The 12,157-nt window shown below is 71.5% G+C and carries 15 protein-coding genes; 6 read left to right on the top strand and 9 right to left on the bottom strand.

The genetic code is table 11. From position 1 onward, the window contains the following. Window positions 1-4: 4 nt before the first annotated feature. The 9 genes from DEJ48_RS06740 to DEJ48_RS06780 all read right to left on the bottom strand — a co-directional run bounded on the left by DEJ48_RS06740 (window position 5) and on the right by DEJ48_RS06780 (window position 7,072). Complete coding sequence (locus DEJ48_RS06740) at window positions 5-910, bottom strand: glutamate ABC transporter substrate-binding protein (protein ID WP_150215298.1); 906 nt, start codon at window positions 908-910, stop codon at window positions 5-7. A 28-nt stretch (window positions 911-938) separates the two neighbouring features. After that, window positions 939-1,682, bottom strand: coding sequence for an amino acid ABC transporter ATP-binding protein (locus DEJ48_RS06745; protein ID WP_150215299.1), 744 nt, complete (start codon window positions 1,680-1,682; stop codon window positions 939-941). A gap of 153 nt (window positions 1,683-1,835) precedes the next feature. Then, the gene (locus DEJ48_RS06750) at window positions 1,836-2,279 is read right to left on the bottom strand and encodes a DUF6278 family protein (protein WP_150215300.1); all 444 of its coding nucleotides are present in this window, start codon (window positions 2,277-2,279) and stop codon (window positions 1,836-1,838) included. A 72-nt stretch (window positions 2,280-2,351) separates the two neighbouring features. Further along, window positions 2,352-3,638: a PP2C family protein-serine/threonine phosphatase gene (locus DEJ48_RS06755; RefSeq protein ID WP_150215301.1), complete on the bottom strand. Its 1,287-nt coding sequence runs from the start codon at window positions 3,636-3,638 to the stop codon at window positions 2,352-2,354. Then, window positions 3,635-4,645 (bottom strand): SpoIIE family protein phosphatase, encoded by a 1,011-nt coding sequence (locus tag DEJ48_RS06760; protein ID WP_150215302.1) that lies wholly within the window; start codon window positions 4,643-4,645, stop codon window positions 3,635-3,637. The genes DEJ48_RS06755 and DEJ48_RS06760 overlap by 4 nt, the downstream gene beginning before the upstream one ends. Then, the gene (locus DEJ48_RS06765; protein ID WP_150221011.1) at window positions 4,642-5,085 is read right to left on the bottom strand and encodes an anti-sigma regulatory factor; all 444 of its coding nucleotides are present in this window, start codon (window positions 5,083-5,085) and stop codon (window positions 4,642-4,644) included. The genes DEJ48_RS06760 and DEJ48_RS06765 overlap by 4 nt, the downstream gene beginning before the upstream one ends. A gap of 19 nt (window positions 5,086-5,104) precedes the next feature. After that, window positions 5,105-5,512 carry an STAS domain-containing protein gene (locus tag DEJ48_RS06770; RefSeq protein ID WP_150215303.1) on the bottom strand — a complete coding sequence of 136 codons (408 nt, stop codon included), beginning with the start codon at window positions 5,510-5,512 and terminating at the stop codon, window positions 5,105-5,107. Next, window positions 5,509-6,390, bottom strand: a complete 882-nt coding sequence (locus DEJ48_RS06775) for an STAS domain-containing protein (RefSeq protein ID WP_150215304.1) — start codon at window positions 6,388-6,390, stop codon at window positions 5,509-5,511. The genes DEJ48_RS06770 and DEJ48_RS06775 overlap by 4 nt, the downstream gene beginning before the upstream one ends. Before the next feature lie 178 nt (window positions 6,391-6,568). Beyond that, on the bottom strand, window positions 6,569-7,072 hold the full coding sequence (locus tag DEJ48_RS06780; protein WP_150215305.1) for a MarR family winged helix-turn-helix transcriptional regulator: 504 nt from the start codon (window positions 7,070-7,072) through the stop codon (window positions 6,569-6,571). Between the two features lie 109 nt (window positions 7,073-7,181). On the opposite strand from DEJ48_RS06780, the gene DEJ48_RS06785 reads away from it, so the two are divergent. The 6 genes from DEJ48_RS06785 (at window position 7,182) to DEJ48_RS06810 (ending at window position 12,145) form a co-directional block, all read left to right on the top strand. Then, window positions 7,182-8,348 carry a PP2C family protein-serine/threonine phosphatase gene (locus DEJ48_RS06785; protein WP_150215306.1) on the top strand — a complete coding sequence of 389 codons (1,167 nt, stop codon included), beginning with the start codon at window positions 7,182-7,184 and terminating at the stop codon, window positions 8,346-8,348. Between the two features lie 106 nt (window positions 8,349-8,454). Then, window positions 8,455-8,865, top strand: a complete 411-nt coding sequence (locus DEJ48_RS06790) for an ATP-binding protein (protein WP_150215307.1) — start codon at window positions 8,455-8,457, stop codon at window positions 8,863-8,865. Window positions 8,866-9,099: 234 nt separating this feature from the next. Further along, the gene (locus tag DEJ48_RS06795) at window positions 9,100-9,711 is read left to right on the top strand and encodes a PRC-barrel domain-containing protein (protein ID WP_150215308.1); all 612 of its coding nucleotides are present in this window, start codon (window positions 9,100-9,102) and stop codon (window positions 9,709-9,711) included. After that, entirely contained in the window at window positions 9,711-10,133 is a 423-nt protein-coding gene (locus DEJ48_RS06800) for a PRC-barrel domain-containing protein (protein WP_223832439.1), read from the top strand. Before DEJ48_RS06795 ends, DEJ48_RS06800 begins: the two co-directional genes overlap by 1 nt. Before the next feature lie 99 nt (window positions 10,134-10,232). Further along, window positions 10,233-11,489, top strand: a complete 1,257-nt coding sequence (locus DEJ48_RS06805) for a sensor histidine kinase (protein ID WP_150215310.1) — start codon at window positions 10,233-10,235, stop codon at window positions 11,487-11,489. Beyond that, on the top strand, window positions 11,486-12,145 hold the full coding sequence (locus DEJ48_RS06810) for a response regulator (RefSeq protein WP_150215311.1): 660 nt from the start codon (window positions 11,486-11,488) through the stop codon (window positions 12,143-12,145). The genes DEJ48_RS06805 and DEJ48_RS06810 overlap by 4 nt, the downstream gene beginning before the upstream one ends. Window positions 12,146-12,157: the final 12 nt, after the last annotated feature.

A 12,157-nucleotide genomic window follows, 5' to 3' on the forward strand; every position in this document is an offset into this window, starting at 1 on the left:
CTCCTCAGCTCGCCGGGTAGCGGTCGATGGCGGGCGGCTTCGGCGCGGGGACCCCGGAGAGGCCGAGGGTGGCGTCGTAGGCCTTCTTCCAGTCGCCGTCCTTCTCGCGGGCGGCGAGGGCGTCGTCGACGGCGAACCGGAGGGCGTTGTCGCCCCGGGGCACCCCGATGCCGTACGGCTCCTCGGAGAACGGCTTGCCGACCACCTTCAGTTCGTCGGGCGCCTTGGCCGCGTAGCCGATCAGGATCGCGTCGTCAGTGGTGACGGCGTCGACCTGATAGGTCAGCAGGTTGTCGACACAGATCGAGTACGTGTCGTAGGCGACGAGGGTGGCCTTCGGGTAGTCCTTCTGGATCCGCTGGTACGGCGTGGATCCGGCGGCCGAGCAGACGCGTTTGCCGGCCAGGTCTCCGGGGCCGTTGATGTCCTTCTCGTCGGTGCGCACCAGCAGGCCCTGGCCCGCCATGTAGTAGGGGCCGCCGAACCCGACGAGCTTCTTGCGGTTGTCGTTGATGGTGTAGGTGCCGACGTAGAAATCGATCTGCCCGTTCTGCAGGGCGGTTTCGCGGTTGGCCGACGCGATGGTCTTGTACTCGATCTTCTTGGGGTCGAGACCGAGCGAGGCCGAGATCATCTTGGCGATCTCGATGTCGAAGCCCGAGTAGACGCCGGTGGCCGGGTCCTTCTCGCCGAGGTAGGGCTGGTCCTCCTTGGCGCCGACCACGAAGCGGCCGCGGCTCCTCGCCTTCTTCCAGGTCCCCGACCCGGGCAGCTGGAAGCCGGTCGCGACCCGGTACTTCGGCAGTTCCTCGGCCGAGGGGCCCTTGGTGGGCGGGCTGCCTTCCTTGCCGCACGCGGCGGCCGCGCAGGCGGTGAGAACGAGCGCCGCGAGCAGGCGCGTCGTACGCATGGAGTGTCTCTTCACGTCCCCTCCCCCGTCAGTGCTTGAGGATCTTGGAGAGGAAGTCCCTGGCGCGCTCGCTCTCCGGGTGGGTGAAGAAGTCCTCGGGGGTCCTGTCCTCGACGATGCGGCCGTCGGCCATGAAGACGACCCGGTTGGCCGCGGAGCGGGCGAAGCCCATCTCGTGGGTGACGACGACCATCGTCATGCCCTCCCGCGCGAGCTGCTGCATGACTTCGAGGACCTCGTTGATCATCTCGGGGTCGAGAGCCGAGGTCGGCTCGTCGAAGAGGAGCGCCTTGGGGTCCATGGCGAGCGCGCGGGCGATGGCGACGCGCTGCTGCTGGCCGCCGGAGAGCTGCGCCGGGTACTTCTCGGCGTGCGCGGAGAGGCCCACGCGCTCCAGGAGTTCGCGGGAACGCTTCTCCGCCTCGTCCTTCTTGCGTCCCCGCACCTTGATCTGCGCCAGCGAGACGTTCTGGAGGACCGTCTTGTGCGCGAAGAGGTTGAAGGACTGGAAGACCATGCCGACCTCGGCGCGGAGCCTCGCGAGCGCCTTTCCCTCCTCGGGCAGCGGCCGCCCGTCGAGTCTGATCTCTCCCGACTGGATGGTCTCGAGCCGGTTGATCGTCCGGCACAGTGTCGATTTGCCCGACCCCGAAGGGCCGATGACCACGACCACCTCCCCCTTGCCGACGGTGAGGTCGATGTCCTGGAGGACATGCAGCTCCCCGTAGTACTTGTTCACATCACGCAGCTCGATCAAAGGATCGACGGCCATGGCGAGACCTGCCCACTCTCAGCTGTGTTCGTCCGCGCAAACTATCCACGTGAAAACGGGACTTACTGGACGACACGCACTTATGGGCATTAACCGTATTTGAGGCAATTCGGGTTACGGGGGCCATATCTACGAGGGCCACGTATACGAGGGTTACGTCTCCGACGCCTCGCCGTAGACCTGCGAGAGCTCGGGAGCGCCGTGCACCGCCCAGTCGAGCCCCGCCTCGACGACCTGGATGTCCCGCCCGGTCTTCAGCCGCACGACGGGGCTCCCTCCGGGCCACACGTGCCAGGTCGCGCCCGGCACCGTCCGCACCACCACGGTGCCCAGATAGAGACCCGCGTCGTTGCCGAGCCACGGCAGCAGCTCGGGGTCGTCGCGCCAGCGCGGCAGGAGCTGGTCGAGGGCGCCCAACGACGCGGGTGAGTCGTCGAGTTCGAGCCCCGCGGCACTGGCCTGGGAGCGCAGCAGCTCACACTCCGACAGCAGGGCGGCCACGCCGTCCGGGTCCTCTTCGAACACGGCCGCGAGCCCCTGGGCCCGGTCCGTCGCGGTGTGCCGCCTGCGCCACTTGTCGAGGAACGGGATGTTCATGATCGACCTCTCCGTGTCCCTTTTCCAAGAATGTATCTTGCATCAGTTGATCACGGAATCGGGCGAATCACCCTACTCCGGAGGCTCCGGAAGCTTCGGCGACCGCGGGTCCGGTCCGGTGCGCCGCACGGCGATCGCGAGGGTGTCGTCCTGGTGGAGCACCTCGCTGACCAGCTCCTCCGCGACCAGGCCCGGGATGCGTTCGGTCGGCTCGTCGCGATGGCGGCACAGGGCGCCCTTGAGCCGCGCCTCACCCTCGACCGGGTCCCTGCGGCTCTCGGTGAGGCCGTCGGTGTAGAGGAGCAGCACGTCGTCGGGCCCGAGCGTCGTGGACAGCACGCGTTCGCTGCCGGGCAGGGGGAAGCCGATGCCGCGCCCTCGTACCTCCAGATAGGTCGCGGTGCCGTCGCCGTGGGCGAGGAGGGCCGGCGGGTGGCTGCCGTTGGCCAGGTCGAGGCGGCCGTCGGCCGGGTTCAGGCGGGCCAGCTGCAGGGTCGCCATGACGCTCTGGTCGAAGGGCGCGAGGATGCTGTCGGTGCGGGCCACGATGCTCTCCAGCGGGTGGCCTTCGAGGGCGAGGGTGCGCACCGCGTGGGTGACGGTCAGCGCGGTGCGGGTGCTGGCGATGCCGTGCCCGAGCGCGTCGACGACGGTGATGTGGACCGTGCCGTCCGGCAGGGTGAACCAGTCGTACAGGTCGCCGCCGGTCGGGGCCTCGTCGCTGGCGGGCGCGTAGTGCACCGCGAGTTCGAGGCCCGCGACGTGCAGGGGCCTCGGGCGCAGGGCGTCCTCCAGGGCGCGCAGGGTGCGGCCGTGCGCCGTGCGCAGCTGCTCGTCACGCTCTTCGAGCTGTACGTACAGGGCCAGGACGCCGCTGTTCGTCTCGGCCAGTTCGTCCTTGAGCCTGCGGTGCTCGTCGGCGAGCGCGTCGGCGCGGGCCAGCGCCGCGCGGAGCTCCTCCTCCAGGAGGGCGACATCGGCGTCGTCGTGCCGCACCGCCGCCGCGCGCAGGGCCGCGGGCCGGCTCGTGGCCTGTCCGTCGGGCAGCGGGAGGTTCCACACGACCGTCCCGTCGGGCCTGGCCTGTGCGCCGTGCGGCAGGGGGTCCGTCGCCGGTTCCGTGCCCGAGGCCTGGCGGGGCAGGCGCAGGGCGAGGGTCAGCCGGCGCTCGCCGTCCTCGTCGGTGCCGCGTCCGCTCAGCAGCGTGACGGGGCGGCCGCCGCCGAGGACGGGGGCGGCGACTTCGCTGAGGGACTGGACCAGGCGGGCCCTCTCGTCGGCGGGCAGGCGGTGTCCGAGGGCGATGCTTCGTACGGTGTGCCGCAGCGCCGCGAGCGTACGGACGGTTTCGCGGGTCATCTCATTCCCAGGTGGGGGCCAAGAGCGAGGACGGTGGCATCGTCGCGGCGACGTCGGTGCGTGTGGGCCAGCGAGGCCGCGAGGAGTGCGGGGGGCAGGGTGAGGCGGGCGGTCGTGGCGGCGTACGCCCACCGGTGGTCGATGCCGTCGGTGTGCAGGACGACGCTGGTGTGCGGGGTCAGGTCCACGAACCGGCTCCTCGGGGTGGGCAGGGTGTATCCGACGATGCCCGCCTGCCCGGTGAGCTGGTGGTTGACGCCTTCGGAGGTCAACGTCACGGCACGGACGTTGCCCACGCCACAGTATTCGGCGCGCCCGGGGGCGACGCGCAGGGCGGCGACGGCGGCGCCGCGGGTGTGTCGCAGTGCCTTGTGCAGTGCGGTCATGATCTCGGCCAGCGGTGCGTGGGGGTGGGCGAGGAAGGTGCGCTCGGCCCGCTGGGTCGCGGCGGCCGCCTCGGGTCCGTGGCCGAGGCCGTCGATGACCAACGCGGTGCGTATGCCGTCCTGTTCCGCGACGGCGTACCCGTCGCCGCTCGCGTCCTCCCCGTCGGCGGGCAGGCAGAGCGCCCCGGTGGCGCCCGCGGACCGCGCGGCGCCGGGCGGGGCGAGGCGGGCGTGGGCGAGCGTGCCGAGTTCCGCGGTGGAGCGGATGGCGAAGTCGGTGGCGATACGGCGTGCGGCGCCCAGGCCGGCGCCCATCGTCTTGGTGGTGCTGTACCCGTCCCTGAGGCTCATGCCGATGTCGGGCATGCCGGGGCCGCTGTCGACGGCGACGACGTCCATGCCGCCCACGAGGGGCGAGCGCTGGACGAACAGCGAACCGTTGCGCGCGTGTTTGATGATGTTGCTGGCCAGCTCGCTCGCGAGGACCGCCGCCTGGTCGGGCAGCGCTCCCGGCATCTCGCAGGCGATCGCGAGCGAGCGAGCCTGGCCGGCGGCGCTCTGCACGGCGCTCGGATGGTCTATGGCGATGTGCAGAGTGCGTACGGTCGAGCCGGTGTTCATCGTCGTTCGTTCCAGCGCAGCGCCGTGATGGTGGTGCCGAGGCCCGGCGACGAGTCCACGTGGAACTCGTGCATGAGACGGCGGGCACCGCCCAGGCCGTGCCCGAGGCCCGCACCGGTCGTGTACCCGTCGGTGAACGCCCGGTCGAGGTCGGCGATGCCAGGACCCTCGTCGCTCACCTCGAGCCGGAGCCCGCGCCGGTCGCCCTGTCCGACGGTCTCCAGGGACAGGGTGCCGCCCCCGCCGTGCACGTAGGCGTTGCGGGCGAGTTCGCTGGCGGCGGTGACGATGCGCGTCTGGTCCACGAGGCCGAAGCCGGCGCGCTGCGTCGCGTCCCGGACCGCGTGCCGCACGGTGAGGAGGTCCTCCTCGGAGCGGATGGCGTGGACCGTACGGACGTCGTCGTCCGGGGTGCTCCCGGAGCGCGTCGGGTCGGACAGGGCGGTCGCCTTGTCGAGATCACCGTAGAGGGACAACAGGGGCCCCCTTTGGGGGTCGAGGAGCCGGCTGCCAGCCCAACGCGATCATGCCCTGCTCCGCGTTGAGGGTCGTCTCCACACCGGACAGCTCCAGGCCGAGTTCCACCAGGGTGATGGCGACGGCCGGCCGCATGCCGGCCACGATCACCCGGGCGCCGAGCAGCCGGGCCGTGGTCGTCAGTTCCATCAGCGTACGGGCCACGAACGAGTCGATGATCTCGAGCCGCGAGATGTCGATGAGGATCGCGCGCGCACGGTCGGCGACGATCCGCTCGGTCAGCTCCTCGGTGACGGCGATGGCCGCCTTGTCGTCGAGTTCGTTGAGCAGGCCGGTGACCAGGACGTCGCCGAGGCGCAGGATCGGGACGCCGCTCAAAGCGCCGCTCACCGCGCGTCCGCGAGGGAGGCCCGCTGCATCGGCTGGTCCGTGAGCAGCGGGATGGCGGCGGCGAGCGCGTCGGCCAGCGTCGCCCGCGTCAGGATGGCCGACAGGTCGATGCCGAGCTGCGCGATGATCTGGGCGATCGGCGGGCGGATGCCGCTGATCACACAGTCGGCGCCCATCAGCCGCACGGCGTTGACCGTCTGCATCAGGTGGTGCGCGACGGCGGTGTCCACGGTGGGCACGCCGGTGATGTCGATGATCGCGACCTGCGCCTCGTCCCGCTCGATGGCCTCGAGCAGGTTCTCCATCACGACCTGCGTACGGGTCGTGTCGAGGGTCCCGATCAGCGGTACGGCGAGCACGCGGTCCCACAGGCGCACCACCGGGGTGGACACCTCCAGGAGCTGGCGGCTCTGCCGCCGGATGATCTCCTCGCGCCCGTCCACATAGATGTCGAAGGACATGGCGCCGGCGGTGTCGAGCAGGCGGTTGATGAAGAGCGCGGCGTGGTAGAGCGCGGTCACGTCACGCGTCTCCTGCTGGACCGCTTCCAACAGCGCTTCCTTGAGCGCGAGTACGGCCCGTGAGGTCGCCGTGGGGGTGGCTCCGCCTCTGGCACGGCGCAGCGACAGGTCGGTGACGCACTGGCGAAGGCCGGGGTGGGAGGCCACCACGTCCTGCACCGGCAGGTCGGTCTCCAGACCGGCGAGCAGCGCCTCGACCAAGGAGTCGGCCTCTTCGTTCAGCTCCGCCTCTGTGACGCCGGTGTCCAGGACCGCCTGTTCCGACTGGAGCTCCACCCAACGGTCGGCGACCTTCTCCCCCTGCTCGCGCAGGGCGGCACTGACGCGCAACCGGGCTTCGGACTCACTGGAGTTCATTCCATCCACCTTAGCAATTGTTGTCGCACGGCAAATGTTAGCCGAGCTATGCGATCTTCGAAGGCGGAAGTCGGGTACGTCACTGCCGGACGTATGTGAGTACCTGGAAGCGCCAGGAGTAAACTCACGTGATCGGGCGAACCGTTACGGCACGCTCCGACCCCGACCGGGCCCTGCCTCAAGCGGACTCGGCGGTGCCGTCCCGCGCGGGGGGCCGCCGCCCGGGAGCGGTGTCCTCTACCGCCCGCTGGAAGCCGCTCAGACCGCGCACCAGCGCGGAGCGCTCCGCCGGGCGCATCGCCGAAATGGCGTCAAGCAACGCACTCTCCCGGCGGGCCCGCAGCTCGTTGAGGTAATTTTTGCCCCGGCTCGACAAGCGCAGTTCGAGCTCGCGACGGCTGGCTGAACTGAGAGATCGCTCAATGAAGCCCAGGGCATGAAGGCGGTCACACATACGACTCACCGAAGACGGCGCCGACCCCAGACACTCGCCGAGTGTCCTCAGGTTGATGCCCTGAGCGCCGTCCAGGACGTACAGCACACGCAGCTGCGACGACGAAACGGGTGCCGTCGGGGCGATGTCCCTGCCCCTGCTCCACAGCACCTCGAGCAATTCGATGACTTCCCGGGCAGCATGCGTGGCCGCATCCTGACCGCCCCTGACGGAAGTTTCGGAGTCCATGGCCTCAACTGTGACACTTCGCAATGGCCCTGTCAGTCGCTGAGACGCGGCGGACACTCGGCCCCTTCCCGCACTACCGACCCGAACCGGAACAGGTGGTACCCAACTCGTGGACAGATTCTTGGCTGTGGAGCGAGCCCTGCGCACCTCAGCACCGCACGCTCTTCTCGACACCGTGCGGAACGCGCTCATCGGCCGCTACACAGCCTGCTCGGTCGACCTGCTCATGGCCGACTACGCGATGACCATACTCCAACCGGTCGACGCGCTGCCCCACACCGCGGCGCCCGTCGCGATCAACGGCAGCCCCGAAGGACGCGCCTTCGGCGCCCAGCAGCCGCACATCGAGACCGGCGCCGACGGCGAACCCGTCTCCGTCCACCTCCCGGTGAGCGTGCGCGGCGACCGCACCGGCATCCTCAGCGTCCGCCTGCCCGCGGACGCCTGCGACGCCGACGTCGTGCGCGAGCTCGGCGACATCGCCGAGGTCCTCGGGCACGAGATCGTCGTGGCCGAACGGGACACCGACCTGTACCTCCAGGCACGGCGCGCCGACCGGCTCACCCTCGCCGCCGAGATGCAGTGGCAGCTGCTGCCCGGCCGCTCCTGCTCCCGCCCCGAGTACGACATCGGCGCCCAGCTCGAACCGGCGTACGCGATCCACGGCGACAACTTCGACTGGTCGGCCTCCGCCGACGATCTCACCCTCACCGTCACCAACGGCATGGGCGAGGGCATCGAGGCCGCGCTCCTCACCAGCCTGGCCATCAACGCGCTGCGCAACGCACGCCGGGCCGGACTCTCCCTCACCGACCAGGCCTGCCTGGCCGACCAGGCCGTCTACGGCCACTACCAGGGCGCCGTCCACCTCTCCATGCTGCTGCTGCGCTTCGACCTCGCCACGGGCGAGACGGAGATCATCGACGCGGGCTCCCCGCGGATGTGGCGCGTACGCGGCGGCAAGGCCGAACCCATAGAGCTGGACGCACAGCTTCCGCTCGGCATGGCCGAGGACACGCCGTACAGCGCGGAGCGCTTCCGCGCCGAGCCCGGCGACCGGCTGCTGTTCGTCAGCGACGGCGTCTACGACGTGGCGTCCCCGAGCGGCGAGCGCTACAGCGAGCGCGCCCTCACCCGGGCGATGACCAGCACCCGCCTCCTGCCGCCCTCGCAGGTCCCGCGCGCGGTGCTCCACGAGCTCTCCTGGCACCGCGGCCCCACCGCCGCCGACGACGACGCCATGATCCTCTGCCTGGACTGGCGGGGCCGCCCCTGATCCGGGCGCCGCGCACATCGGCCGGATCGAAGGCGTTGAACACGCCGTTCCTCGGGCAGATGTTCTTTCCGGACGGGACCGGCCGTCCCCAGGGAGGAGGAGTCTCATGCGGACGCAGCGCGCACCGCTCACCCGACCGCCGGAAACGGCCACCTTCGACAAGAGACCCGAAGCGGTCGCCGACGCACGGGACATCACCCGGGCCTTCGTCGCCGGGCTCTCCCCGGCGGTGGAGGACCCGAACGCGTCGAGCATCGAGCTCGTCGTCTCCGAACTCGTCACCAACGTGGTCCGGCACGCCCGCGGCACCCTGTGCTCCCTGCGTCTGCAGGCCCGCAAGGACGTCGTCACGATCGCCGTCTCCGACGCGGACCCGCGGCCCCCGCAGGAGCGCACGCCCGATCTCCAGGGCAACACGGGCGGGTTCGGCTGGCCGATGGTGCAGCGCCTCGCCCGCGTGGTGACCGTGACCCTGGACGCGTCCAGCAAGACGATCCGGGCGGAACTGGCGCGGTAGCCGGTCGGGAGCCGCGGGGGCAGGTGACTGTTCCCCGCCCGGGGTATGCGGTCCCCATGGGTTCGGTCCTGGTCGCTCCGGGAGGTGGACGATGGTGTGGTGGGCGTGGTTGATCGCCGTGGTCGTCGTGGTGGGTCTGCTGGGCGCCGCGGTGGTCGGCGTGCAGGCCCGGCGGCGCAGCGGGGGCGTGATCGTGGTCCGGCGCGGCCGACGGCCCGGGCGAGGGAGGGTGCGATGACGTCGTCCGTCCCTGCGGCGCTGATGGCGGCGAGCGAGCTCACCAAGCGCCCGGTGGTCACCCTGGGCGGCGAGGCGGTCGCCCAGGTCAAGGATGTGGTGCTCGACGGCGCGGGCGGCCGGATCGCCGGGTTCACGCTGGCCGGCCGGGGGCTGCTGTCCGGTCCGCTGCGCAAGAGCCTGCCGTGGGCGGCGGTGCACGCCCTGGGTGTGGACGCCGTGATGATCACGTCGGCAGATGCCCTGGAGGACAAGTCGGCCGTCGCCTCCTGGGAGGAGGCGTCCGGCGGTCTCGTGCGCGGCGCGCGTGTGCTGACGGACCGGGGCGTGCAAGTGGGCACCGTCCTCGACGTGGTGGTCGAGGCGGGCCGCGAGGGCCGGGTGGTCGGCGTCGAGATGTCGTCCACGGAGGCGATGGGCCGGCACGAGCGGAAGGTGTTCCTGCCGCTCGGCGACCGCCCCGCCATGACCGGCGACACGTTGATGGTCCCGGCGCAGGACACCGAGCACGCCGTCGAGGAACTCGGCGAACTCGCCACGGCGTTGTGGCGCAAGCGGCTGGCGGGCCCCGGCGGGCCCGGCGTACCGGGTGAGGAGCGGATCTCGTGATGCTGCTGAGCCAGGCCGTGGGCCGGCCCGTCGTGAGCTCGTCGGACGCCGCGCAGGTCGGCACGGTGGCCGGACTCGTCCTCGCGCCGGAGGAGGCCCTGATCACCGCGGTTCGGCTGGACGGGGCCAAGGACGGCGGCGACGTCGTGGCCTGGACGGATGTGCACGCGGTGGGGCCGGACGCGGTGGTCATAGGGGCGGCGTCGGCGGCCCGGTTCGCGTCCACGGACTCGTCCGGGAGCCAGGACCTGCTCGGCAAACGGCTGCTGACGGAGCTGGGCGACGCCGTCGGCACCCTCACCGACGTCGCCTTCGACCCGGAGTCCGGCCGCATAGACGCCCTCCACACCTCGCGCGGCGACCGCGTACCGGGCCACCACCTGCTCGGCGTCGGCTCGTACGCCGTGGTGGTACGCGTCTGACGGAGCGTCCACCCCGGCCCGTGCCGGGGCGGCTGTCGACCGTGGTCGTACACCCGTGGATCGATTCCTTGTGCGACTCCCCCTGGCTACGATCACCGCATGTCGGCCACCCCGTTGTTCCCCCTGCTCAAGCACGCGCCGCCCGGTCTGTGGGCGGCCGTCTCCTGGTGCCTGGGCATGGTCTTCGCCGCGCGTGCGTACTTCGGGCTCTCGTGGCTGCCGACGAGCGCGCTGCCGGGGCCCGGGCCGTGGGAGTGGCTGCTCGTGGGTGTCGCCGTCGGGACGGTGGTGTGGGCGGGCCGTCTGCTGAGCCGACGCCCCCTGGTGTCCCTGGGGTTGCTGACCGGCTCCTCGTACGTCGCGACCCAGGCGATCGGCGAGACGGCCATCGGCTTCCTGCAGTACGCGGCGGTGGACATCGCGATGGGCTCCGTCGTGGCGACCGCGGCGCGCGGCACCCGCGTCGCCGCCCTCGTCCTCGCCCTCTGCGTCCAGCCCGTCCACGCACTCCTCAGACAGCTGCTCGGGCTCCCCACCCACCTCCCGCACACCCTCACCTCCAGCTGGTCCGACTGGCAGACCGCACTCCTGCTCGCCGTCGTCGCCTGGCTGGTCGGCGACTCGGTGCGCAGGACCCGCGCCTACACCGAGCGGCTCGGCGCGCAGGCCGCCGCGCAGGCCGTCACCGCCGAACGGCTGCGCATCGCCCGGGAGATGCACGACACGGTGGCCCACAGCATCGGCATCATCGCGCTGCAGGCCGGCGCGGCGGCCCGGGTCGTCGAGACCCAGCCGACCGCGGCGCGCGAGGCGATGACCGCGGTCGAGAAGGCGGGCCGGGAGACGCTGGCCGGGCTGCGGCGGATGGTGGTCGCGCTGCGGGAGAGCGAGTCGGGCGGGGACCGCGAACCGGGCCAGGAGCGGGAGCCGATGCCGCGCGGGCCCGCCGAAGGCCTCGCCGACGTCGACGGGATCGCCGCGTCGACGACGGCCGCCGGCGTCCGCGTCGACGTCGTGTGGCGGGGCGAGCGGCGCCCGCTGCCCGCGGACATCGACCTGTCGGCGTTCCGCATCGTCCAGGAGTCCGTCACCAACGTGGTGCGGCACGCGGACACGGCGTCCTGCACGGTGTCCGTCGACTATCGCGAGAAGGAGCTCACCATCGAGATCGAGGACTCGGGACGGGGCGGCACAGGAGCGGCGCGCGGTCCGGGCCACGGCGCCGGATACGGCCTGGTCGGCATGCGTGAGCGGGTCGCCCTGCTGCACGGCGAGTTCAGCGCCGCCCCGCGCCCCGGCGGCGGCTTCCTGGTCAGCGCCACCCTGCCCGTGCCGGCCGCGGCAGGTGTCCGGTGACGATCCGCGTCCTGCTGGTCGACGACCAGCCCCTGGTCCGCACCGCCCTGAGCATGGTCATCACCGAGGCCCCGGACATCGAGGTCGCGGGCGAGGCGGCCACCGGCGACGAGGCGGTCGGGCTCTGCGCCGAACTGCGCCCGGACGTCGTGGTGATGGACATCCGGATGCCCGGCATGGACGGCATCGAGGCGACCCGCCTGATCACGTCGGGCGCCACACCCGCGCACGTCGTCGTCCTGACCACGTTCGACGACGACGATTACCTGTACGGGGCGCTGCGCGCGGGCGCCGCCGGATTCCTCGTCAAGGACATGGCCCTGGACGACATCCTCGCGGCGGTGCGCACCGTCGCGACCGGCGACGGGCTCATCGCGCCGAGCGTCACGCGTCGCCTGATCAAAGAGTTCGCGGGACGCCCCGAGACCGCGCCGCCGCGTGAGGTGTCGATCTCCGGCATCACGGACCGCGAGCGCGAGGTGCTCACCCTGGTGGGCCGGGGCCTCTCCAACACCGAGATAGCCGCCGAGCTCTGTCTGAGCGTCGCCACGGCGAAGACGTATCTGACCCGGCTCCTGGCGAAGCTCGACGCCAGGGACCGGGTGCAGCTGGTGATCATCGCGTACGAGAAGGGGCTGGTGTCGACGGCGTCCTGACATGCCGTCGGC

This window comes from Streptomyces venezuelae (genome assembly GCF_008642315.1).
Lineage (GTDB): Bacteria > Actinomycetota > Actinomycetes > Streptomycetales > Streptomycetaceae > Streptomyces > Streptomyces venezuelae_D.

Bases quoted from the DNA above. Each gene is read 5' to 3' on its own strand.
- DEJ48_RS06740 (WP_150215298.1), bottom strand. From the start codon at position 910: ATGCGTACGACGCGCCTGCTCGCGGCGCTCGTTCTCACCGCCTGCGCG.
- DEJ48_RS06745 (WP_150215299.1), bottom strand. From the start codon at position 1,682: ATGGCCGTCGATCCTTTGATCGAGCTGCGTGATGTGAACAAGTACTAC.
- DEJ48_RS06750 (WP_150215300.1), bottom strand. From the start codon at position 2,279: ATGAACATCCCGTTCCTCGACAAGTGGCGCAGGCGGCACACCGCGACG.
- DEJ48_RS06755 (WP_150215301.1), bottom strand. From the start codon at position 3,638: ATGACCCGCGAAACCGTCCGTACGCTCGCGGCGCTGCGGCACACCGTA.
- DEJ48_RS06760 (WP_150215302.1), bottom strand. From the start codon at position 4,645: ATGAACACCGGCTCGACCGTACGCACTCTGCACATCGCCATAGACCAT.
- DEJ48_RS06775 (WP_150215304.1), bottom strand. From the start codon at position 6,390: ATGAACTCCAGTGAGTCCGAAGCCCGGTTGCGCGTCAGTGCCGCCCTG.
- DEJ48_RS06780 (WP_150215305.1), bottom strand. From the start codon at position 7,072: ATGGACTCCGAAACTTCCGTCAGGGGCGGTCAGGATGCGGCCACGCAT.
- DEJ48_RS06790 (WP_150215307.1), top strand. From the start codon at position 8,455: ATGCGGACGCAGCGCGCACCGCTCACCCGACCGCCGGAAACGGCCACC.
- DEJ48_RS06795 (WP_150215308.1), top strand. From the start codon at position 9,100: ATGACGTCGTCCGTCCCTGCGGCGCTGATGGCGGCGAGCGAGCTCACC.
- DEJ48_RS06800 (WP_223832439.1), top strand. From the start codon at position 9,711: ATGCTGCTGAGCCAGGCCGTGGGCCGGCCCGTCGTGAGCTCGTCGGAC.
- DEJ48_RS06805 (WP_150215310.1), top strand. From the start codon at position 10,233: ATGTCGGCCACCCCGTTGTTCCCCCTGCTCAAGCACGCGCCGCCCGGT.